We start from the raw sequence: 23,430 nt of genomic DNA, 5'->3' as shown, positions 1-23,430 counted from the left end.
AGAAAAAAGAACAAAAGCCCGTCTTCTCGCGTTTTTCCGTATTCGCTCAGCGAAACGGTCTCCAGCGCTCGGCCAGCCTCGCGCGAATTTCGCCCCAGGGAAGCAGCGGACCGGAACGCAGGTCTTTGCGGCGTCCGATCCAATAACCGAGGAGCGTAAGCAGGGCCACCACGATCATGTGCCAGAATCCCACGAACAGGTACAGGAGGCCGAAGAACAACCCCCATGCCGTCCAGGCCAGGCGTCCGCCGTACACGGTCCAGATCTCATCCCATTTCATTGCCGCTCACCCCTATTCCACGCGGCTTTTGAAGGCCTGATTCTGCACCACCCCGGCAATGTAGACCGAGACCGCCGCCACCGGAATGCCCGTAATATCCTGGACGAATTCCTTGACGCCGCGCTGCACTTCTTCCGTCAACAGGGGGATCGCATGCTCCCCGTCGATGATTGCCCGAATCTGGACTTCAAGCCCGGGTTCGGTCATGCGGATGCGCGTGCGGGGCTCCTTGACGCCTTTTACGCGCGAAGCCGCCTTCAGGCACAGATTTTCGATCGTTTCCACGGAAATCTGAATGTCGCCGAGGCTTGTACGCTGATCGACGGAGTTCAGATGTCCCCGGCTGCGCCGCAGCGACACGTAAAGCATGCGCAGGCTGATCAGAATCAGCACCGCCGCGGCGGCGATCAGGACGGACAGCGTAGGCAGATCGAACCGGAAGTCGACCGGCATCCGCACCGAACGGCTCAGCAGAAGGATAGCGAAGATGCTCAAGATCAGAATCGTTATGCTGTATACGAACAGCAGCAGACGGTCTACAATTTTTGCCACGTACAGCCAAGCCCCCTCAAAACGGTAGTAAACCCCGACTTTGCGGGTCGGGGGTTGGAAAAAAACGTTATTTCACCCGGGGTGTGCCGAGATCGAGTTCTTCGGGCCGTCCTTCGACCGCCTTGGCTCTGAACTGCACGTCGTGCACATGCACGTTCACTTCGATAACGGACAATCCCGTCATCATCTCGATCGAACGCTTGACGTTCCGCTGTACGGCACCGGCTACTTCGGGCAGACGGGAACCGTACTCCACGATCACGGACACGTCGACCGCGGCCTCGCGCTGGCCCACTTCCACTTTCACGCCTTTGGACAGGTTTTTGCGTCCGAGCAGCTCGGCGATCCCGCCGGCAAACCCGCCGCTCATGCCCGCAATGCCTTCCACTTCGATCGTGGCCAGGCCCGCGATCACCTCGATTACTTCAGGGGCGATCTGGATCTCGCCGATCTCCGTGCGTTCGAATTCTGTAGGTAAGCTGCTCATAATCGATACCATCCACCTTATGGATTATTTATTCCTTAATATATCATCTGCCGTCCGATGTGACAAACGGCGTTTGTCACGTTCAGACTTCGTTTTCCTCAAGGAATTTGATGTCGAAATCGCCGCGTACGAACGTCTCGTGATTCAGCAGGCGCTGGTGGAACGGAATCGTGGTCGGAATGCCTTCGACGGCAAACTCGGCCAGCGCTCTCTTCATTTTGGCGATTGCCTCCTGCCGCGTCGGCGCCCAGACGATCAGTTTGGCGATCATCGAATCGTAAAACGGCGGAATATTGTAGCCCTGATAAGCGGCGCTGTCCACCCGTACGCCCGGTCCGCCCGGCGGAAGGTAGAAGCCGATTCTGCCCGGAGCCGGCATGAAATTGCGTTCCGGATCTTCCGCGTTGATGCGGCATTCGATCGACCAGCCGTTGATCTTGACGTCTTCCTGGGCGAACGACAGCGGATTGCCTTCGGCGACCGAAATCATCTCCTGGATCAAATCGACGCCCGTAACCATTTCCGTCACCGGATGTTCGACCTGGATGCGGGTGTTCATCTCCATGAAATAGAAGTTCCCGTCGGGTCCGAGCAGGAATTCGAGCGTGCCGGCGCCGGAGTAGTTGACGGCATGAGCGGCGCGCACCGCGGCCTGGCCCATCGCCTCGCGAACTTCTTCGGAGATGACCGAGCACGGCGCTTCCTCGACCAGCTTCTGACGCCGGCGCTGCACGGAGCAGTCGCGCTCGCCCAGATGAACCGCGCTGCCGTGCTTGTCGGCGATGATCTGAATTTCGACGTGCTTCATGCCCGTCAGGAATTTCTCCAGATAGACGCCGGCGTTGCCGAACGCTTTTTCGGCTTCCTGCTGCGCGGCCACGATCTGCTGACGCAGCGTTTCTTCGTCTTCGGCCAGACGAATCCCTTTGCCGCCGCCTCCGGCTGTCGCTTTGATAATGACCGGATAGCCGATTCCGCGGGCGATTTCGATCGCCTGCTCCAGATCTTCGACGAGACCGTCGGAACCCGGAATGACCGGCACGCCGGCTTCCTGCATCGTCGACTTGGCGACGGCTTTATCGCCCATTTTCGTGATGGCATCCGGCGAAGGGCCGATAAAAGTAATATTGCAGGATTCGCAAATTTCCGCAAAATCCGCGTTTTCGGCGAGGAAGCCGTAGCCGGGATGTACGGCGTCGCATTCGGTCAGCGTCGCTACGCTCATCAGGTTCGTGAAGTTCAGGTAGCTGTCCTTCGAAGCCGTAGGCCCGATGCAGTACGCTTCGTCGGCCAGACGGACATGCAGGGAATCGCGGTCCGCTTCGGAATAAACCGCCACCGTCGAGATCCCCAACTCGCGGCATGCGCGAATAATCCGCACAGCGATCTCGCCGCGGTTGGCGACCAAAATTTTATTGAATTTCGTCTTCTCCAAATCGATATATCCTCCTTCCGCTGCCGCTTCGCTCATTCCGCTCTGACCAGGAACAGCGGCTGTCCGTATTCGACCAGCTGACCGTTCTCGGCCAATACTTCGACGATTTCGCCTTTCACTTCGGCCAGAAGTTCGTTCATGAGTTTCATCGCTTCGATGATGCAGACGACCGATTTTTCGTTGACGCGGCTGCCCGCGCTTACATAGGCATCGGCATCCGGCGACGGGGAGGCATAGAACGTGCCGACCATCGGGGAGACGATTTTATGTAAAGAAGCGTCGGGTGCCGAAGGCTGAACGGCGGGTTCGGCCGCGGCGTTCGGCGCGGAGACCGCCGGGGTCTGCGGCTGCTGTACCCATACAGGCGCCTGCAGGGCGGAAGCGTCGACGCGTCCTCCTTTGCGAATGACGACGCGCGCGCCTTCTTCTTCCAATTCCAATTCTTGAACCGACGTCCGGTCAAGCAGTTCGATAAGTTCTTTGATTTCGCTTATTTTAAACATTCGGGCACGCTCCTTAACATTTTCAGGCTTGTGCGGGTTACCTTTATGCAGCATTTTGTAAAATGCACGGCAAGCCGTTTAACTAACGTTATGTATTATATCACAACCTTGCAAAATAAAAAGGGCGGCCTCCCGCAGGAAACGACCGCCCTCTTTCCGGTTATCGGCAGCTCTGCCGCTTACTTTCTCCTGCCGACGCTCAGCGGCGATCCTGCGGACCGCCGACGAACGCCTGCTCCTGGGTATCCAGGTTGTAGGCCGTATGCAGCGAAGCGATAATGTCTTTGACTTTTTCCCCTTCGATCACGCAAGAGACTTTGATCTCCGACGTGCTGACCATCTTGATGCTGACGCCCTGGTCGGAGATGACGCGGAACATTTCCGCGGCCACGCCCGGGTGGCTGACCATGCCCGCGCCCACGATGGATACTTTGACGAGATCGGATTCGGAAGTCAGTTCGCGGTAAGGCACGGTGTCGCGGTTGCTTTCGATCACTTTCAGCGCCCGCTCGGCTTCGGAACCGTTCACCGTAAACGAGAAATCGGCTTTGCCGTCCTGCGCCCCGCTCTGCACGATGATATCGACGTCGACCCGTTCCGCCGCCAATGCGCCGAAGACGCCCGCCAGCACGCCCGGCACGTCGGATACGCCCAAAATGCTGATGCGCGCCACGTTTTTATCGTAAGCGATCCCGCTCACTACAACTCCCTGTTCCATGCTCGACTCCTCCTCCACTACGGTTCCTTCATTATAATTAAAGCTTGAACGGACAACCAGGCGAACGCTGTTATGCTTGGCGTATTCCACCGCCCGGGGATGCAGCACGGCCGCGCCCAAATGAGCCAGCTCCAGCATCTCGTCGTACGAGATCGACAGCAGTTTGCGCGCGCATTTGACAATCCGAGGGTCGGTCGAGTAAATGCCGTCCACGTCGGTGTAGATCTCGCAGGCGTCGGCCTTGATCGCCGCCGCGAGCGCGACGGCCGTCGTATCCGAGCCGCCCCGGCCGAGCGTCGTGATCTCTCCGTCTTCGCTCATTCCCTGGAAGCCGGCGACGATGACGATTTTGCCCGCGTCCAGCGCTTTCAATACCCGGTCCGGACGAATCTGCGTGATACGGGCGCTCCCGTGGCTCGCTTCCGTTTCGAATCCGGCCTGCCAGCCGGTGAACGAGACCGCTTCGTGGCCGATCGCCTGGATCGCGATCGACAGCAGCGAGATCGAGATTTGCTCGCCGGTCGTCATCAGCATATCCATTTCGCGGGCCGGCAGCTTGTCGCTCAGCCGCTTGGCCGTATCGATCAAATCGTCCGTCGTATCCCCCATTGCCGATACGACGACGACGCATTGGTGACCTTCTTCCTTTTTCTCGGCGATGCGCTTGGCAACCCGCTGCATCCGCTCGGTGTCGCCTACGGAACTGCCTCCGAATTTCATGACGAATAATGACAAAACGTGTTCACTCCCCCGCGTGTTGCCGGAGCTTCTTTAGGTCCGTGCGAGGACGGCTCCGGTCTATTTTATCGCTTTAAAAGAGTATAATACGAAAACGCTGCCTGCTTCCATTGTTTTTTCAGTCATTTTTTTATACTTTCCGACGGTCGTTTGCATAAAAAAGCTCCCTGCGCCGCAGTGCGGGCAGAGAGCTTGGAAGACCGGCAGCGAAATTCGCCGGCAAATCGGGAAAAACTAGGCGCGGGACACGTACTTGCCTTCGCGCGTATCGATCAGCAGCACGTCGCCTTCATTGATGAACAACGGCACCTGAACGTTGTGGCCCGTTTCGAGCTTCGCGTTCTTGGTCGCGCCCGTCGCCGTGTTGCCTTTGATGCCCGGCTCCGTTTCGACGACTTTCAGCTCGACGCTCGTCGGCAGGTTGATGCCGAGGATTTCGCCCTGGTAGCTGATGATGTTCACGTTCATGTTTTCGCGCAGGAATTTCAGTTCCCACTCGAGCTGTTCGCTCGCAAGCGTGAACTGGTCATACGTTTCGTTGTCCATGAACGTGTGGTCCTGGCCGCTTGCGTACAGATACTGCACGCCGCGGTTTTCGATCTGCGCGCGGCCGATCGTTTCGCCGGCGCGGAACGTGCGCTCCACGGTGTTGCCGTTGCGCAGGTTTTTGAGCTTGGAACGGACGAACGCCGCGCCTTTACCCGGTTTTACGTGCTGGAACTCGATAACGGTGAAGATGTCGCCGTCCACTTCGACGGTCAGGCCTGTTTTAAAATCGTTTACGGAAATCACAGAGGATCCCTCCTTGGAATGGTTGCTTGCTGATATGCTTCTGAGATTGCCTTATGCCATCGGCAGAAGGGTAAGCTCTTTGACCGAAGACGTGATGATCTCGATTCCCGTTTCGGTAATCACGATGTCGTCTTCGATCCGGACGCCGCCGAAGCCCGGAATATATATACCCGGTTCTACGGTGACGACCATGCCCGGCTTCAGAATGTCGTCGCTGAGCTTGGACAAACGCGGGTTCTCGTGCACTTCCATGCCGAGGCCGTGTCCCGTGCTGTGCCCGTAGTTCTCGCCGTAGCCGTACGACGAGATGATGTCCCGGGTCAGCGCGTCCGCTTCGCGCCCGGTCATGCCCGGACGGATCTTGTCCAGCGCGTTGAGCTGCGCTTCAAGCACGATACCGTACACTTCGCGGTGACGATCGCTCGCCTCGCCCAGCACGACGGTGCGGGTTAGATCCGAACAGTATCCGTTCAGCAGGGCGCCGAAGTCGAACGTAATGAACTCGTTGCCCTGAAGGACGCGCGAACTCGCCACGCCGTGCGGAAGCGCCGAACGTTCGCCGGAAGCGACGATCGTGTCGAAGGACGACGACGTCGCGCCGTTTTCGCGCATGAACATTTCCATCTGCAGATCGAGCTCGCGCTCGGTCACGCCCGGACGGATCTTCGTCAAAATATGGCTGAAGGTCCGGTCCGCCAGCGCCGCCGCTTCGCGCATGACCGCCAGTTCTCCCTCGTCCTTGAAGATGCGCAGGCCTTCCACGAGGCCCGACACCGGCACGAGTTCGATTCCGGCAAGCGCTTCCCGGTAGTTCTGATACGTCGCAAATGTGACATGTTCCTGCTCGAAACCGAGCTTCGCCGAAGAACCGAGCAGCCCTTTGACCGTATCCATTACTTTCGGCGCATGCTCGACCACCTTGAAGTCCTTGGCCTGCTGCGGCGCCTGCGTCATGTAACGGAAATCGGTCAGCAGGTAGCTCTCGCTCTCGGTGATGAGCACATATCCGGCGGAACCCGTGAATCCGGTCAGGTAACGACGATTAATGTCACTGGCCACAAACATTGCGCTGACGCCGTGAGCCGCCATGGCTTCGCGCAATTTGTTTACACGCTGCTGCATATTTTCTCCTCTTTCCCGGTGAACCTATTCAGTTCGTATTTTCCAGAACCTCAAGCGAAATTACCACATTACATTCTATCACACGCCCGCCCCCTCTGAGAAGCCTTTTTACGCGCGGGCTGTTCCGTCTTATTCCGTCTTAACGGCTGCCCGTTCGCTGGTATTTGCCTGTAAAATCCGATACAATGAAAAGAAATGTCTCTAGCGCGCCGTTTGCGGCAAATACCGTCTCCCTGCCGTTTCGGACTTTGTCGTTTGCGGGAAAACGCGTTTTCGGACGGCGGCCCGTGTCGCGCAGCGTACCGGCCGGTGCCGATCGTCGATCAAGCCGCAGAGGGTTATTTTAAAACGTTTAGGAAGGTGAAGGTGTTGTCTGAAAAATCCGCTCCCGTCGCTTACGGCGGACAAGCCGTGATCGAAGGAGTCATGTTCGGCGGCAAGCACGTCAACGTTACCGCGGTACGCCGCAAGAGCGGGGAGATCACTTTTCTCGAAGTGCCCCGCGAAGAAAAAGGTTGGGTCCGCTCGCTGCGAAAGATTCCGCTGCTGCGCGGCCTGGTCAGCCTGATCGACTCCAGCGTCAAAGGTTCCAAACATCTCAACTACTCGTTCGACGCTTACGCCGACGACGAAATGACGCCGGAAGAACGCGAAGAATTGAAAGCGAGCAACAAGAAAGGCGAAGCCAAACTGAGCCTCGGCGCTATCGTCGGCGTGACCGCCGCGGCCATTATTTCGTTTATCGTCGGCAAAGTCGTCTTTACGCTCGTTCCGGTTTTCGTCGAAGACTTTTTGTTTAAAGGTTCGTTCGCCCATCAGATCTATCACAATCTGGCTGAAGGCGGAATCAAACTTGTGCTGCTGCTGCTGTACTTGTATTTGATCTCTTTGACTCCGCTCGTCAAACGCCTTTTCCAATACCACGGAGCCGAGCACAAAGTCATCAGCGCGTTCGAAGCTGGCGAAGAACTGACGCCGAAGAACGTGCAGAAATACACGCGGCTGCATTATCGCTGCGGAAGCAGTTTTATCATGCTCACTGTCATTATCGGCATTCTGATTTACTCGTTGTTCAGTTGGGATTCGCTGCTCGAACGCGTGGTGCAGCGCCTGCTGCTGCTGCCGGTCGTCATGGGCGTATCGTTCGAATTCCTGAAGTTCACCAACGCCCTGCGCGATGTGCCGGTGCTGCGCTATCTGGGTTACCCGGGGCTGTGGCTGCAGCTACTGACGACCAAGGAACCGACGGACGAACAGGTCGAAGTCTCGATCGCGTCGTTCAACCGGATGCGCCAGCTCGATGCCGTATACGAAAAGCAAGGCGTTCCCGCTTCGGCGCCGAATGCCATACTCGATCCTCTGGAGGGTTGATGTCTTATGAGAAAACCGGGAACCGCGGGTTGGATTATTCTTGCGCTTGCCGCGATCGGCTTGTTTAAACTGATTACGGAACCGTCCATTACCTGGCTCATTCCGCTCGCTCTTGTGGCGGTAGTCGCCCTGCTTTATTTCCTGCTTCCGAATGCCCGGCGGCCCGGCGGCTTCCGTTCTCCCGGTGCGCCCAAACGGCCCAAGGTCAAACCTTCGGCCCGCACTCAGGAAAAGCTGGCCCGAATGTCTTCTTCCGGTTCCTCCAAGCCGCCCGCCCCGCGGAGCGGAAAGGCTCCGGCCGCACCGGCCAAGAAACGGAAAAACTATCCGTTCCAAGTGATCGAAGGACGCAAAGGAAAAGACGAAGACGACATACCGAAATTTCATTAAAAGAAGGGACGGATCCTGCCGTCCCTTCTTTTATTTTGTCGTGCCCATATAAAAACGTCCGCTCCCTACCGGGGCGGACGTTTTTTTTCATCGACCGAAGCTCGAATTTTCTTCAATTCGCCCAATAACTCTCCAGCACATTTCGCACTTTGCCCGCCAAAATATGCTGCGCGCGGAAGAAAATGTTGCCGTCGACATTTTTGCGGCCGATCGTGTACGCCAGATGGTCGGCCAGTTCGTTCGCGCTGCTCCAGCCGGCTTCGGAAGTGCCGACTTTGTAGGCGGCTTCGCCGATATAAAGATCGACGTCGGTGCCTTCTACCGTATTCGCCCACCAATCGACGAGAGTCTTATAATTGGCCGCCGTACTGGCATTGCTCCAGTACACCTGCGGAGCGACGTAATCGACCCACTCGTTTTTGATCCAGGCGCGGGCGTCCGCGTAGGTCGTATCGTAAGCGGTGACGCCGGCTTTGGTGTTCGAGCCGAGCGGGTCGCTCGAAGCGTTGCGCCAGACGCCGAAAGGACTGACCCCATAGCTGACGGCCGGCTTTACGCCATGAATCGATGTGCCCAATGTCTGAACGAAGCTGTTGATGTTGGCACGGCGCCAATCGCCCTTATTGCTGTAATTGCCGGTGTTGTACTGCTTATACGTCGCATCATCGCCGAATTTCTTCGAGGACGATTCGCCGTACGGGTAGAAATAATCGTCCAGGTGAACGCCGTCGATGTCGTAATTGTTCACGACTTCCATTACGTCGTCGATCACCGACTGGCGAGCGGCGGGAACGCCGGGATTGATGTACAGCTTGCCGTCGAAGTTGACGATCCAATCCGGATGGGCTTTCGCGACATGATTCGAAGCCAAGCCCGAAGTCGACGACCCGGTGCTGGCGCGGAACGGGTTGAACCAGGCATGGAATTCCATTCCCCGCTTATGCGCTTCGTCGATCATGAACGCCAGCGGATCGTATCCCGGATTTTTGCCCTGGGTACCGGTCAATACGCTCGACCACGGCACGAGCGACGACGGGTAAAGCGCATCCGCGCTTGGACGCACCTGCACGAAGACGGCGTTGATGCCGGTTTCCTGGAGCTGGTCCAGCATGGACGAGAACTGCGCTTTTTGCTTGGACGCATCTTTGGAAGACGGCCAGTCGAGACTGGATACCGTGGCGACCCATGCGCCGCGCAGTGCGGTCAGCCTGCCCTGACTGTCGGGAACTCCCGGAGTCGGCACGCCGATCGAACCGTCCGGCGTCGTCAGCGTAATCGTCTGCGAAGCCTGATCCCAATTCACGCCAAGCCCGAGTCCCTGTCCGACGAAACGCAGCGGCACCATGATCCGGCCGTTCAAGCTGGCGACGGAAGCTTCCAATTCGACGGAATTTCCGTTGACGAACGCCGTTTTCGAACCGAGCGGGATCGACAGCAGCGTTCCCCCTTGATTGATCGTGACTACCTTCTCGCTTTGAGACCATTTGATCTGCGCTCCGAGGTTTTCGCTGACGAGGCGCATCGGCACCAACGTCGTGTTCGAAACGATATAAGGATCGACATCCCCCTGGATGCGCTGTCCGTCCAGCATGATTCGAATGACGGACGCCGCCTGCGCCTTGCTCCCCCCGAGCCCGCTCCATGCCGGCAGCAGCAGCACAACGGCCAGCAGCACCATAATTCCTTGACGCCATTTCATTTTTCCAAACTCCCTCATTTCCAAATTGTGTGATCGGGCCCCGGCTTGCACCTCCCCGGCCTTCTAACCGTTATACGCAGATAACCTGCCAATTGTAGCGCTGTCCGGCGCAAATAAAATTCCGAAATTTGATTTGCGTTTGTCCAAAATAAAAAGACATCTGTGCCCGATGGCCACAGACGTCCTCCCTACCCTTCGCTCGTTCCTTCGATCTGCAGAGCTTTGAGCTCCTCCAGACGCTTCGGATCGCCGTTGAAAAATTCCACCAGCGACTCGATCCGCGTAATCGAATCCCAACTCAGATGATGTTCGATGCCTTCCACATCTTTGTAGATATGGCTCTCCTCCACCCCGATCAGACGCAAAAACTCTTCCAGCAGCTGATGGCGGTCCACCAGTCTCTTGCCGATCTTTTTGCCTTTGCTCGTGAGGATCAGCCCGCGGTATTTTTCGTATACCAGGTACTCGTCCTTATCGAGCTTCTGAATCATCTTGGTGACCGATGAAGGATGGACTTCCAGCCCTTCGGCAATATCCGATACCCGGGCGTAGCCCTTTTCCTCAATCAGCAGGTAGATACGCTCCAAATAATCTTCCATACTGGGCGTTGGCATCCGCTTCCCTCTTTTCCTTGACTTAAAACCGCATTTGCGCAGCTTTTCGTTAATGACGCCGGTGAACGGACATCCCGTCGGACGGCCGCTTATGCACAGGGCATTTTTTTGTTCAAACCGCAGGTCCGTCAAAAAACGGCTCTTACTATGATACCTTTATTCGCGGTCCATTGGCAAGTTTGCGGCATAAAAAAGAGGATATCCGTCAGACGGTATATCCTCGGCGCGCCACCAGCGTCAGCAGCAGCATCACGATGAGCAGCAGCACGATCGTAGCGCCGGGCGCGAAGTTCCAAATGCCCGCCACGATCAAGCCCACGATGACCGCGATTTCCGCCACGACGACCGCAAGCACGATCGACATGCGGAAGCTTTTGGCCAAAAACAGGCTGCAGGCGACCGGAATGGTCAGCAGCGCCGATACGAGCAGCGCGCCTACGATCTTGATCGCCGTGCTGATGACGAGCGCCGCCAGCACCGTAATCAGCATGTTGAGCAGCTTGACCGGCAGTCCGCTGACCGCCGCGGCGTCTTCCTCGAACGTCAGCAGGAACAGCTCTTTATAGAAAAAGACGACGACCGCCACGACCACTACCGTCACGCCTCCCACCAAATACAGATCGGTGCTGCCGAGCGTGTAAATGCTGCCGAACAGATAGCTGGTCACGTCGGTGTTGTACCCCTGTCCCAACGTAAAAAGGAACGAAGCCATCGCCACGCCGCCGGACATGATCACCGCGATCGACAGCTCGGCATAGCCTTTATACGCGCGCCGCAGCTTCTCGATCGCGAACGACGAGATGACCGCGAATACGAGACCCACGACGAGCGGATACACATTGATGAGAAAGCCGAGCGCCACGCCCGCGATCGTGACGTGCGCCAGCGTATCGCCGATCATCGACAGCCGCCGCAGCACAAGGAACATGCCGATCAGCGGCGCCGTGAGACCGATGAGCAGGCCGCCGAGCAGAGCGCGCTGAAAAAAATCGCTGAACAAAATTTCCAAGTTACCGTCTCCTTACCCTTGCTCCGCCGACCCGACGAGCGGCATCGAATGTGTCAGATCCGTTTCCACGCAGTCCAGGTCGTCGTGCGAATGACGCACGAAAAACTTGATTTTCCCGTTCTGCTGCCGCGGTTCCTTGCCCAGATAATCTTCCAGGCGGTCGATATCGTGCGACACCATCAGGAATGTAATATTGTGATGCTGATGCATATGCCGGATCAGTTCGAAGAATCCGTCCTGCGTTTCCGCGTCGATGCCTACAGTCGGCTCGTCCAGCACAAGCAGATCCGGCCGGTTGATCATCGCTCTCGCCAGAAACACGCGCTGCTGCTGGCCGCCGGACAATCTTCCGATCCGCTTGTCCGCGATGTCCTCGATCCGCATCACCTGCAGCGCGTCATCCAGCTTCGCTTTGGCTTCTTTCGTCAGACGGCGGAACAAGCTTTTGTTCGTGTACAGGCCCGAAGTGACCACCTCGCGCACCGTGGCGGGAAAAAGCATATTAAGCGCGTTTTTTTGCGGCACGTAGCCGATCCGTTCCCAATCGCGGAAGCTTCGGATCGATTCGCCGAACAGGCGGATTTCCCCGCTTGTCGGCGGCATCAAACCGACCAACATTTTGAGCAGCGTCGTTTTGCCGGCGCCGTTGGAACCGACGATGCCGACGAAATCGCGCTCTTTGACGCTGAAGCTGAGGTCCTTCATGACGTGCTGATCTTTATAAGAAAAGGACACGTCGCGTAATTCGATCATCGGCTGATGGCAGTCGACCGTCGGAATGGCGGACATGGCAATCCCTCCTTTTCGTTTCGCTGCGTTAAACTCTTCTTCTTATTGTAAGGCGAGCAGCAGATTTTGCAAATTATTTCGCATCAGGCTGAAATAATCGTCGCCGTCCTTCGCCTGCTGCTGCGTCAATCCTTCGACCGGATTCAGTACCAGCGTTTCCACGCCCGCTTCTCCGGCCAGCGTCTTCGCCAGCTTATCGGATACCAGTTCCTCGAAGAAAATATAGCGGATGCCTTCTTCCTTGACCAGCTTCGCCAGATTCAGCATATCCTGCGCGCGCGGCTCGGCATCCGGCGACAAGCCCATGATCGCATGCTGTTTCAAGCCGTAATCGCGTGCCAGATAGCCGAACGCCTGGTGGGATACGACGATCTCCTTGTTCGGAACGGCAGACAGCTTTTCCGTAAATTCGGTATCCAGCTCCTTCAGCTTGCCGGACAGCGCCGCGTAGCGTTCTTCGTAGCCCGCTTTGTGTTCCGGGTCCGCTTCGATCAAGCTGTCGCGAATGTTTTGAGCCATGATCAGCGCCGACTTGGGACTCACCCAGGTGTGGGGATCGGTATGCTTGGCATCGACGGATTCTTCGGCATGTCCTTCTTCCGAATGTTCTTCGCCTTCATGGTGATGACCTTCTTCGGCCGCCCCATGGTTATGCCCGTCGTCTTCCGTCGTCAGGATCAGGTCGACGCCTTTGCTGACTTCCACGGCTTTGACTTTCGATCCGGCATCCAGCCCTTTGAGAAAGTCGGGAACCCAGCCTTCGAGGCCCGCTCCGTTATAGAAAAAGAGCTGCGCCTTCGATGTGTTCACGATGTCTTGGCCGCGCGGCGTCCAGTCGTGCGGCTCCACCCCGGTCGGGAGCAAATTGATCACATTGGCGTCTTCGCCGCCGATCGCGGAAGCGAATTCGTAAATCGGATAAAAAGTCGTGACGACATTCACTTTGCCTTCGACAATCGTTCCGGCCGAATTTCGTCCGCAGGCGGACAGCACGAGCAGCATCGCCAGTGCCAGCACCGCGATAAAGCGTCCCGCGTATTTTTTGTTGCGCTGCATGTTTGTACACACTCCGTTTCTTCCATAAAAATTTCAAAAAAAAGCATTCGCCTTATTTAATCGTAACCTTACCGATTATAGAAGTCTGCCCGGTCATTGTCAACCTTTTCGAGCGATTTGCCTAGGGCGTGTACGCAAACTTCGAAGGAGGCAGATTTAGGCGAATTTTCGTCCTCGGCAAGGAAGGGTTCCGAAGGCGTGCCGGGGCACGTCAAGGGGCACTGACGCAGCCATTGGTGGATGACTACACGCTTCAAGTAGACATCCGCAGGGGGCGAAAAGGCGGCCAAAGATGCACGTCGTCCAAGTTGGCGTACAGGCCTTAAGAAAACGAATTGCAAAAAACCGGGTTCCTCCCTAAGGAGGAACCCGGTTCGATCAGGCTTTTGGAGCCGGCATTACTTAGGCCTTACTTAACGATCGCGCCGTTCGGCATCGAATCCGGCACGGTCGCCAGCGTCAGCTGGTCGCCGTGCGAAGCCGCAAGAATCATGCCGCGCGACTCCTCGCCGCGCAGCTTGACCGGCTTGAGATTCGTCACGCAGATGACTTTGCGTCCGATCAATTCTTCCGGCGTATAGAACTTGGCGATACCGGATACAACCTGACGCTGTTCGAAACCGAGGTCCAACTGGAGCTTGAGCAGCTTGTCGGCTTTTTTGACCGGTTCGCAGGCGATGACCTGAGCCACGCGCAGTTCGACTTTGCCGAAATCGTCGATCCCGATCTCTTCTTTGAGCTCCGGCGCTTCGACCGGCGTCGACGCTTCGGCCTTCGGCGCTTCCTCCGCCTTGACCGGCGTGCCGCCGCTCATCGACTCGACGATGTTCGCGACTTCGGCTTCGACGTCGAGACGCGGGAAGATCGGGTCGCCTTTTTGCAGCTTCGTGCCGGCCGCGATCGTGCCGAACGCACGGAGCGAATCCCACGCTCTCCACGCCGCCGCTTCGTCGCCGGCGATGCCGAGCTGGGACCAGATCAGCTTCGGCGCCCGGGTCAGGAACGGCTGCAGCAGAATCGAAGCGATGCGCAGGCTTTCGATCAGGTGCAGCATCACGGATTCCAACTCGCCTTTGCGGCTGTCGTCCTTAGCGATGACCCAAGGCTGCGTCTCGTCGATGTATTTGTTCGTCCGGCTGACGAATTGGCTGATCGCCGTCAGCGCGACGGAGAATTCCATGCCGTCCATCGCCTTTTCGACCTTTTCCACGGCCGACGAGGCCGCTTCTTCGATCGCCGCGTCGAACGGCGTCACTTGGCCCCGGTAAGCCGGCACTTCGCCGCCGACATACTTGTCGACCATGGCTACCGTCCGGTTCAGCAGATTGCCGAGATCGTTCGCCAGATCGGAGTTGATGCGCTCCACGAAGCTTTCCGGCGTGAATTGTCCGTCGGAACCGAACGGGACTTCGCGCAGCACGTAGTAGCGCAGCGCGTCAAGGCCGTAACGGTCGATCAATTTCACGGGATCGATAACGTTGCCTTTGGACTTCGACATTTTGCCTTCGCGCGTCAGGAACCAGCCGTGTCCGAATACTTTTTTCGGCAGCGGCAGATCCAGCGCCATCAGCATGATCGGCCAGTAAATGGTATGGAAGCGCAGGATGTCCTTGCCGACCAGGTGCACGTCCGCCGGCCAATATTTTTCGAACAGCGACGGATCGTCCGAACCGTAACCGAGCGCCGTAATGTAGTTCGACAGCGCGTCGATCCAGACGTAGACGACGTGTTTCGGATCGCTTTTGACCGGCACGCCCCATTTGAAAGTCGTCCGGGATACGGCCAAATCTTCGAGACCCGGCTTGATGAAGTTGTTGACCATCTCGTTTTTGCGGGATTCCGGCTGGATGAATTCCGGATTGTCTTCGTAATATTTCAACAGACGGTCGGCGTACTTGCTCATTCTGAAGAAGTAGCATTCTTCCTTGACCAGCTCGACGGGATGTCCGCTTTCCGGGCTTTTGCCGCCGATGACTTTGTTGTTTTCGTCGCGGACGACGTCCGCCAGCTGCGATTCCGTGTAATACGTCTCGTCCGGAATGCTGTACCAGCCTTCGTACTCGCCCTTGTAGATGTCGCCCTGTTTCAGCAGCCGCTCGAAAATATTTTGCACGACTTTGATATGACGTTCTTCCGTCGTGCGAATAAAGTCGTCGTAAGAAATGTCGAGCTTGTCCCACAGGCTGCGAATCCCTTCGACGATGCCGTCGATAAACTGGATCGGCGTCTGACCGGCTTCCGCCGCCTTCTGCTCGATCTTCTGGCCGTGCTCGTCCGTTCCCGTCAGGAAGCGCACGTCGTAACCGCGCAGCCGCTTATAGCGCGACATCGCGTCGGCCGCCACCGTCGTGTACGTGTGTCCGATGTGCAGCTTGCCGCTCGGATAATAGATCGGGGTCGTGATGTAAAAACTTTTTTTCTCCGTCATGGATTCTTCTCTCCTCTTGAAAAAAGTGGCCTGCCGGGGCTTTGCCGCGTGCAGCGGAGCGGAAAACGCCAAAAAGGCTCCCGCCCCGTTATGGGACGAGAGCCGTAAGCTCGCGCGGTACCACCCACATTCCCTTCGTTCTCGCGAATCGAAGGCTCTGCCGGTCGCATTCGACCGTCCATTAACGCTGGAACACGCCCTGTGCTTACCCGATCCGAATCGAATTCGTTCGAAAGCTTCCCGTATGGCGGGTCCGCATTCGACTGTTCCGACCGTGTCGCGGCTTGCGCAAAGTTCCTCCCGGACCATCTTCAAAGGGGTTCCCAGACCGGTTCGCAGCGTGTTACCCGGCTCTCTGCTGCTGGTTGTTCCTTCTACTCATCCGTTCCTCGGATTTGTTATACCAAGAAATATACCGAAAAAAAGCCCGCAGTGTCAACCCTGCCTCCCTCGATCGATTTCGACGGGAACATCGTCCGGCCTCAAGCCTTACGCGGACCGGACTTGCGCAAAGACGAGCATTCGACAAAAAAGCCCGCGCCGCAGCCCTTCAGGCCTGCGTACCGCGGACTTCCGCCTGTTCTTCGCCTTGATCCCGCTGCCGACCCCGGTCGACGCGCGGCGGAACCGGATCGTATCCTCCGGCATGCAGAGGATGGCATTTCGCGATTCGCTTGGCCGCCAGCCATGATCCCTTCGCCGCTCCGTGCACTTCGATCGCTTCCAGCGCATAAGCCGAACAGGTCGGCATGAACCGGCAGCTCGGCGGCTTAAGCGGAGAGATGAATTTTCGGTAAAAGCGGATCGGTCCCTGAACCGTTCGGCGCGCAATCTTCATCGCGCTTCACGCTTCCCGGCAGACGCTTTGACCGGCTCCTGCGCCGCTTCCTCCCGGCAGTCCTTGCAGTAGCCGAACACTTCGAATTTGTGCTTGACGACCTGGAAGTCGTCCGGCGACTCCGTCAGCTGCATCGGGCAGAACGTGATCGGATACGTCTTCTCGCACTGCAGGCAGATCATATGATGATGGTGATGGTCTTCGCTGCAGTGCAGCTTGAACTTCACGCCTTCTTCGAATACGATCTGTTCCAGCACGCCCAGCTCCTGCATGACGCGCAGATTGCGGTACACCGTATCGAAGCTGAGCCCCTTATATTTTTGTCCCATATAGTCGTAAACGTCCTTGGCGGACAGATAGCCCGGCGCTTCGGCGAACAACTTCGCCAGCGTCTTGCGCTGATCGGTGATGCGAAGCCCCTGCTCCGCCATAATCTCGATAATGCGTTCCATCGAAAGCATCGGTCAAACCTCGCCTCCTGCCACGTATGGCGTATTCCTTGCGGCATGCCTTATTCGTAATGCTCTTCATTAATAATGCCCCAAAACAGGCATGGAGTCAATCGGGGGCATTGCTGCGTTAACGAAAGAAGCCCGGATCCGCGGCAGGCGGAACCGGACTTCGATTCGTTATTTCGTCAAGCTTCGAGAAAAGATGCGCTCGGCCCGAACGCTCCCGAAACTATTCTTTGCGTGCCGGCATCTGCGAGAAGATCAGGTTGACCGACAGGTTGCTGCCCGGCGCCGGCGTGAATTCCAGATCGACGGTTTCGGTCGTGCCGCCCGTACGGTACACGACGCCAGCTTCACTGGACGTGTTCAGCGCGGAGCCGACCAATCCCATGCTTGCCGCGGACAATTCGACCAGCTGACCGTTCACCGTGATCCAGCCGGCATATTTGCCGCCGCGTCCGTTGAAGGTGATCAGCGTGTTCGGCGCTACTTTGTCCAAATGGATTTTGTACAGAACACCGAAGTTGCCGGCGTTCGATTCCGGGGTGTTATTCGGTGCGTCGACTCCCGTCAGGTTCAGGTCGTCTTTGTTGTCGCCGATGACGAGCTTGGTCGGCGTCGAACCGCCGACCGGCTCGAACACGTCGATGATCTTGGTCGCCAGCGGATACGTGCCGCGGTTGTGCACGCCGTCGCGCTTAAGCGTCGTCAGCGTTTTCGTCGCTTCGAACGGATCGAGGCTCGGATCGATCATCAAAGTGCTGTAAGTGATCGGCTGGGACGATTCCACGTCCGCGATCAGCGAGATGACCGTTTTGTTCGCCATCGGGATAGCGTTCAGATCGGTCAGAATGATTTTGCTTTCGCCCGGCTGCAGCGTAACCGTCGATTTTTTGTTGCCGTTGATCATCGACTGGTGATAACGCTGGACGGAGACTTTGCCTGCCGCCGTAGCGAAAGGACTCGGTCCGCCGAAGCCGCTGTCGAGCGTCCGGATCGTCGTAGGCGTAGCATTGTTGTTGGTCGCCACGACGTACATCATTACTTTTTGGCCCGTATAGTTCGCGTGGTGAACCATGAAGCGTACTTTGCCGGACAGCGTGTCTTCGTACAGTTTGCCCGTGCCGTATACCGATTCCGGGCTGTTGCTGCGGTAGAGCGTAACGTCTCCCAGCGTGTCGTTGCGAGCAACTTTTTGCATGGACGGCACGCTTCCTCCGTCAAACAAGAATTTGCTTCCGATCGGTACGAACAGGGCGTTGTACTCGTCCTGCGTGTACAGAACTTCATCCGTGATCGTGATCGTTTTCGACACGGTGTCCGTCGCGCCGTCTTCGTCCGTAACGGTCAGCGTAATGGTCTGAGGTCCCGGCGTGAAATAAGCGCCTTTTTGATTTTCCCATACGCGGCTGTTGGCTTCCGGCAGCGTGCCGTCGGGATCGTAACTCTGATCCGTATAGGTTACCGGCTCACCCAAGCGGTACGTATCTTTGTCCGTCACGAACTGCGCGACCGGCGGCTGATTCGGCGCTTCTACCGTAACGGTCTGCGTGTACGGGTCGCTCCACTGCCCTTTGGCATCCTGCACGGAGTATGTGATAACGTACGTGCCCGGATCCGTGAAAACGTCCTGGCGTCCTTCCCAGCGCTCGTTTACGATCGCGTAGCCGCTTGGCGACTCGGATTTTGTCGTGTAGGTGACCTGAGTCTCGCCCGCCACGATTTCCTTCGGCTCAACCGTGAAAGAAGCCGTCGGCTTTATGGAAAGACTCAGCGTGATCGTTTTGGCTTTGTAATCGATTTTATACGGAATGCCGAGCGCCTGGGTAATCGAAGTCAACGGCACCATAAACGTATTTTTCTGCTGATAAGAAGCGCCTTTCATCTTCGTCGGCACTCCGTTTACCGTATACGTATCGGTCCCCAGCTTGAATCGCAGCTCGTCGGCACCTTTCGTAATGACCGTTTCTTTCGTCTTTGCGTCATATGTAAGTTTGAGACCTACACGGTTGACGAACGAACGAACCGCAATGTAAGACACGCCGTTTTTGGCGGTCATCGGCTGTGCGGCGGTATACGTTTGACCGTTCTGGTACATTTTGTTGCCGTTGATCATCAGCACGAGTTTGTCGGTTCCCAGCGTGGTCGACGGGTCAAACGCGGGCGAGGACGCCGGAGTCTGAGTCGGGGTTTGAACCGGGGTTACGGAACCCTGCGCATTTGTATTTCCGTTCGTTCCTTCTTCGGCCGGAGTTCCCGCCGTACCGTCCGCCGGTACGCTTCCGTCCGCCGGAGCCTGCGGGCCTGCCGGCACGCTGCCGTCTTCGGACGAAGCCTCTTCTGCCGGAGTCTGTTCGTCCTGCGAAGGCTGCTCCTCAGCGGGCGCCGCCTGATCGACAGCGGAATTCGCAGCTTCGGAATTCGCAGCTTTGGAATTTGTATCGGCGGCCGCGCCTTCTGCCGGGGAAGCAAGCTTCTCCGAATATTCTTTGGACGCGCCGTCCTGCTGCACCACTTCTCCCCGCACAACGGCCTGTTTGCCGTCTTGCGATGCCGATGCCGTTTGCGCCGATGCCGAAGGCAGTACGGCTGCTGCTTGAACGACAACAAGCAGAGCGATGATCGTGATTTTCTTCAGATTCATTCTACGACTCCCTTTATACCGAAATTTGGTCCTTCTCTCGCTAAACACATAGTATTAGACGCAGTCCTTCGTTAAAAGTTTCTGCAAAAAACATAAAAAAAGCGTATTCCTCCTTTTAGAAAGAAACGCTCTTTTTACACTATGATAACATTTACATGATGATAGTTAAAAACAAAACTACTTGAATTTTAAGTACATAATCTGTGAAAACGTTAGTTCAGCTGCATATTCCGTCCTTCTTCGATCAACTTATATGCCCGTTGTACCTGCTCTTCCGTAGGCGAAGGTACGCCTTCAAGCGGGTATTCGCGGCCGAGTTCTTTCCATTTATAAATGCCCATCTGGTGATACGGGAGTATCTCGAATTTTTCCACGCCGTTCAGCGTACCGATGAAGCGTCCCAGATCGCGCAGGTTGTTTTCGTCGTCATGGATGCCGGGTACGAACACATGGCGAATCCACATTTTTTTGCCGTGATCGGATAACCATTGAGCGGTGCGAAGCGTCTGTTCGTTGCTGACTCCGGTCAGCACTTTATGTTTGTCGTTATCGATATGCTTGATATCCAGCAGAACCAGATCCGTCACGTCCATCAGGTATTGAAGTTTTTCCGCATTGTTAAAACCGTTGCTGTCGAGTGTCGTATGCAAATTCCAACGTTCCTTGACTTCGCGGAAGATTTCGGCCACGAATGGCGCCTGCAGCGTCGGTTCGCCGCCCGAGATCGTCAAGCCGCCGCCCGAAGTGCGGTAATAATTCAGATAAGGCTTGATTTCGTCCAATACTTCTTCCACGGTCATTTCTTTGCCGCCGTCAAAATTCCAGGTATCGGGATTGTGGCAGTACTGACATTTCATCAGGCATCCTTGCAAAAACAGCACGAAGCGAATTCCCGGGCCGTCTACCGTCCCGAATGTTTCCAGTGAATGTACGCGTCCTTTGTGACTCATTCGTCGTCACCCTTTCAATAATAACGGCGCTCACGTTCCGCGAGCGCCGCACATTTGATTGTGAATGAACAGGCAGCCGGTCCGAAGAATGATTTACGCTTCGGTTCAGGCGGTTTCCGTCTTACATGCTTGCATGGAACGTACGGTTGATAACATCCAGCTGCTGTTCGCGAGTCAGCTTGATGAAGTTAACGGCATAGCCGGATACCCGAATCGTCAGCTGCGGATAGTTTTCCGGATGATCCATGGCGTCGATCAGCTGTTCGCGATCGAACACGTTGACGTTCAAGTGATGCGCGCTGCTGCCGAAGTATCCGTCCAGCATGGCAACCAGATTCGATTTGCGTGTTTCTTCTTCTTTGCCCAGTGCTTTAGGCACGATCGAGAAGGTGTTCGAGATGCCGTCGAGGCTTTCTTCGTACGGCAGTTTGGCAACGGAGCTCAGGGAAGCCAGCGCGCCTTTTTTGTCGCGTCCGTGCATCGGGTTCGCACCCGGAGCGAACGGTTCGCCCGCTTTGCGTCCGTCCGGCGTCGTGCCTGTTTTCTTGCCGTATACGACGTTCGAAGTGATCGTCAGTACGGATTGAGTAGGCAGAGCGTCGCGGTACGTTTTGTGTTTGCGGATCATGCCCATGAACTTTTCGACCAGTTCAACGGCAATTTGGTCGACGCGATCGTCGTTGTTGCCGTAGCAAGGGAATTCGCCTTCGATTTCGAAATCGACCGCGATTCCTTTTTCGTTGCGGATCGGTTTGACTTTGGCGTATTTGATCGCGCTCAGGGAGTCGGCCGCTACCGACAGACCGGCGATGCCGCATGCCATCGTACGCAGGATGTCGCGGTCGTGCAGCGCCATCTCGATGCGTTCATAGCTGTATTTATCGTGCATGTAGTGAATGATGTTCAGAGCGTTCAGGTACACTTTGGACAGCCATTCCATCATCGGGATATACCGTTTCATCACTTCGTCGTATTCGAGGTATTCGGAAGTGATCGCCGGGAATTCCGGTCCGACTTGGGCGCCGGATTTTTCGTCTTTGCCGCCGTTGATGGCGTACAGCAGCGTTTTGGCCAGGTTGGCGCGGGCGCCGAAGAACTGCATTTGCTTACCGATGCGCATTGCGGATACGCAGCAGGCGATACCGTAGTCGTCGCCGTAGATCGGACGCATCAGATCGTCGTTTTCGTACTGGATCGAGCTCGTTTCGATGGATACTTTCGCGCAGTATTTTTTGAAGCCTTCAGGAAGCTGTTCCGACCACAGAACGGTCAGGTTAGGCTCCGGTGCAGGTCCCAGGTTGTACAGCGTGTGCAGGAAGCGGAAGCTGCTCTTCGTGACGCGCGTCGTTCCGTCTACCGCCATACCGCCGATCGATTCCGTTACCCATGTAGGGTCGCCGCTGAACAATTCGTTGTAATCCGGCGTACGCAGGAATTTGACGATCCGCAGTTTCATGACGAAGTGGTCGACCAATTCTTGAGCCGTTTCTTCGGTCAGCGTACCTTCGGCCAGATCGCGCTGCACGTAGATATCGAGGAACGAGGATACGCGTCCGAGCGACATTGCCGCACCGTTTTGTTCTTTTACAGCTGCCAGATAGCCGAAGTATACCCACTGGAAAGCTTCTTTCGCGTTTTGAGCAGGCTTGGAAATGTCCATGCCGTGCATGGCGGCCATTTCTTTCAGTTCGCCGAGGGCGCGGTACTGTTCGGAAATTTCCTCGCGCAGACGGATCGTGGCTTCGTCCATGCCGTCGCCGACCGTTTCGTTGTGTTCCCGCTGTTTTTGTTTCATCAGGAAGTCTACGCCGTACAGCGCTACGCGGCGGTAGTCGCCGATGATGCGGCCGCGGCCGTAAGCGTCCGGCAGGCCGGTTACGACGCCCGATTTGCGCGCTGCGCGAATCTCCGGCGTATAAGCGTCGAATACGCCCTGGTTGTGCGTTTTACGAATGTTGGTAAACGTGTCGACAATGGATTGCGGAACTTCGAAGCCGTAAGCTTTGCAGGCGTCGATGACCATCCGGATGCCGCCGTAAGGCTGGATCGCGCGTTTGAAAGGCTCGTCCGTTTGCACGCCTACGATTTGTTCTTTTTCTTTATCCAGATAACCCGCGCCGTGGGAAGTGATCGATCCTGGCGTATTGACGTCGACGTCCCATACTCCGCCTCTTTCTCTTTCTTCCTTGGACAGCTGGGATACGATTTTCCAAAGGTCGTTCGTGTTCTGAGTAGGACCGGCCAGGAATTCTTCATTACCCGTGTATGGCGTGATGTTTTCGTCGATGAAGTTTTTGGTGTCCACATGGTTCGTCCATTTGCCCGGCTTGAAACCTCTCCAAGCTTCCGAGTTTGCGCCTGTAATTTCTCTTTCGATAACCGACATGTGATTACCTCCATTTTATATGTTTGGATGAGAGGCGGTTAGAAGAGGCACTCCGCATCTCACTGCAGATCCCGCTCTGCCGGCGAAAACCAACAAAGTGAAAAATATCACATTCACCGAAAAACTTTGGGTTAATGATTGAGCCTGTCTCTCGATGTCTTGGGGACCTTTCATGCC

At 56.4% G+C, this 23,430-nt stretch carries 21 protein-coding genes; 2 read left to right on the top strand and 19 right to left on the bottom strand.

The features are described from left to right. Positions 1-46: 46 nt before the first annotated feature. From GYN08_RS02500 to GYN08_RS02465, 8 genes are all read right to left on the bottom strand, one after another. Positions 47-280 carry a DUF2273 domain-containing protein gene (locus tag GYN08_RS02500; protein WP_166272189.1) on the bottom strand — a complete coding sequence of 78 codons (234 nt, stop codon included), beginning with the start codon at positions 278-280 and terminating at the stop codon, positions 47-49. A gap of 12 nt (positions 281-292) precedes the next feature. Further along, a complete protein-coding gene (gene amaP, locus GYN08_RS02495; RefSeq protein WP_166272187.1) occupies positions 293-832 on the bottom strand; it encodes an alkaline shock response membrane anchor protein AmaP in 540 nt (179 codons plus the stop codon). A gap of 67 nt (positions 833-899) precedes the next feature. Further along, complete coding sequence (locus GYN08_RS02490) at positions 900-1,319, bottom strand: Asp23/Gls24 family envelope stress response protein (protein WP_166272185.1); 420 nt, start codon at positions 1,317-1,319, stop codon at positions 900-902. An 82-nt stretch (positions 1,320-1,401) separates the two neighbouring features. Further along, the gene (accC, locus tag GYN08_RS02485) at positions 1,402-2,790 is read right to left on the bottom strand and encodes an acetyl-CoA carboxylase biotin carboxylase subunit (protein WP_166272182.1); all 1,389 of its coding nucleotides are present in this window, start codon (positions 2,788-2,790) and stop codon (positions 1,402-1,404) included. Then, a complete protein-coding gene (gene accB / locus GYN08_RS02480; RefSeq protein ID WP_166272180.1) occupies positions 2,787-3,257 on the bottom strand; it encodes an acetyl-CoA carboxylase biotin carboxyl carrier protein in 471 nt (156 codons plus the stop codon). Before accB ends, accC begins: the two co-directional genes overlap by 4 nt. Before the next feature lie 199 nt (positions 3,258-3,456). After that, a complete protein-coding gene (locus tag GYN08_RS02475) occupies positions 3,457-4,710 on the bottom strand; it encodes an aspartate kinase (RefSeq protein ID WP_166272178.1) in 1,254 nt (417 codons plus the stop codon). Between the two features lie 237 nt (positions 4,711-4,947). Further along, positions 4,948-5,505, bottom strand: coding sequence for an elongation factor P (gene efp, locus GYN08_RS02470; RefSeq protein ID WP_166272176.1), 558 nt, complete (start codon positions 5,503-5,505; stop codon positions 4,948-4,950). 51 nt (positions 5,506-5,556) lie between these two features. After that, positions 5,557-6,627, bottom strand: a complete 1,071-nt coding sequence (locus GYN08_RS02465) for a M24 family metallopeptidase (protein WP_166272174.1) — start codon at positions 6,625-6,627, stop codon at positions 5,557-5,559. A 369-nt stretch (positions 6,628-6,996) separates the two neighbouring features. On the opposite strand from GYN08_RS02465, the gene GYN08_RS02460 reads away from it, so the two are divergent. Together GYN08_RS02460 and GYN08_RS02455 are read left to right on the top strand one after the other, a co-directional pair. Further along, positions 6,997-7,998, top strand: coding sequence for a DUF1385 domain-containing protein (locus GYN08_RS02460; protein WP_166272172.1), 1,002 nt, complete (start codon positions 6,997-6,999; stop codon positions 7,996-7,998). Between the two features lie 6 nt (positions 7,999-8,004). Further along, positions 8,005-8,388 carry a hypothetical protein gene (locus GYN08_RS02455; protein ID WP_166272170.1) on the top strand — a complete coding sequence of 128 codons (384 nt, stop codon included), beginning with the start codon at positions 8,005-8,007 and terminating at the stop codon, positions 8,386-8,388. A 112-nt stretch (positions 8,389-8,500) separates the two neighbouring features. Here GYN08_RS02455 and GYN08_RS02450 read toward each other — a convergent pair whose 3' ends face one another. From GYN08_RS02450 to pflB, 11 genes are all read right to left on the bottom strand, one after another. After that, complete coding sequence (locus GYN08_RS02450) at positions 8,501-10,087, bottom strand: family 10 glycosylhydrolase (RefSeq protein ID WP_166272168.1); 1,587 nt, start codon at positions 10,085-10,087, stop codon at positions 8,501-8,503. Between the two features lie 188 nt (positions 10,088-10,275). After that, the gene (mntR, locus tag GYN08_RS02445; RefSeq protein WP_166272166.1) at positions 10,276-10,701 is read right to left on the bottom strand and encodes a transcriptional regulator MntR; all 426 of its coding nucleotides are present in this window, start codon (positions 10,699-10,701) and stop codon (positions 10,276-10,278) included. 205 nt (positions 10,702-10,906) lie between these two features. After that, entirely contained in the window at positions 10,907-11,710 is an 804-nt protein-coding gene (locus GYN08_RS02440; protein ID WP_166272164.1) for a metal ABC transporter permease, read from the bottom strand. Positions 11,711-11,722: 12 nt separating this feature from the next. Beyond that, complete coding sequence (locus GYN08_RS02435) at positions 11,723-12,499, bottom strand: metal ABC transporter ATP-binding protein (protein ID WP_166272162.1); 777 nt, start codon at positions 12,497-12,499, stop codon at positions 11,723-11,725. A gap of 42 nt (positions 12,500-12,541) precedes the next feature. After that, positions 12,542-13,555 (bottom strand): metal ABC transporter solute-binding protein, Zn/Mn family, encoded by a 1,014-nt coding sequence (locus GYN08_RS02430; protein ID WP_166272160.1) that lies wholly within the window; start codon positions 13,553-13,555, stop codon positions 12,542-12,544. 409 nt (positions 13,556-13,964) lie between these two features. Beyond that, complete coding sequence (gene metG / locus GYN08_RS02425; protein ID WP_268952832.1) at positions 13,965-16,292, bottom strand: methionine--tRNA ligase; 2,328 nt, start codon at positions 16,290-16,292, stop codon at positions 13,965-13,967. A gap of 241 nt (positions 16,293-16,533) precedes the next feature. Beyond that, positions 16,534-16,821, bottom strand: coding sequence for a membrane protein insertion efficiency factor YidD (gene yidD / locus GYN08_RS02420; protein ID WP_166272156.1), 288 nt, complete (start codon positions 16,819-16,821; stop codon positions 16,534-16,536). Continuing rightward, positions 16,818-17,282 carry a Fur family transcriptional regulator gene (locus tag GYN08_RS02415; RefSeq protein WP_166272154.1) on the bottom strand — a complete coding sequence of 155 codons (465 nt, stop codon included), beginning with the start codon at positions 17,280-17,282 and terminating at the stop codon, positions 16,818-16,820. The genes yidD and GYN08_RS02415 overlap by 4 nt, the downstream gene beginning before the upstream one ends. A gap of 220 nt (positions 17,283-17,502) precedes the next feature. Beyond that, positions 17,503-19,917 (bottom strand): copper amine oxidase N-terminal domain-containing protein, encoded by a 2,415-nt coding sequence (locus GYN08_RS02410; protein ID WP_166272152.1) that lies wholly within the window; start codon positions 19,915-19,917, stop codon positions 17,503-17,505. A gap of 212 nt (positions 19,918-20,129) precedes the next feature. Beyond that, entirely contained in the window at positions 20,130-20,867 is a 738-nt protein-coding gene (gene pflA, locus GYN08_RS02405) for a pyruvate formate-lyase-activating protein (protein ID WP_166272150.1), read from the bottom strand. A gap of 121 nt (positions 20,868-20,988) precedes the next feature. Next, the gene (gene pflB / locus GYN08_RS02400) at positions 20,989-23,253 is read right to left on the bottom strand and encodes a formate C-acetyltransferase (protein ID WP_166272148.1); all 2,265 of its coding nucleotides are present in this window, start codon (positions 23,251-23,253) and stop codon (positions 20,989-20,991) included. Between the last annotated feature and the right edge of the window lie 177 nt (positions 23,254-23,430).

The organism is Saccharibacillus alkalitolerans (genome assembly GCF_011090185.1).
GTDB classification, from domain to species: domain Bacteria; phylum Bacillota; class Bacilli; order Paenibacillales; family Paenibacillaceae; genus Saccharibacillus; species Saccharibacillus alkalitolerans.
This window is presented reverse-complemented; position numbering and strand designations above follow the sequence as displayed.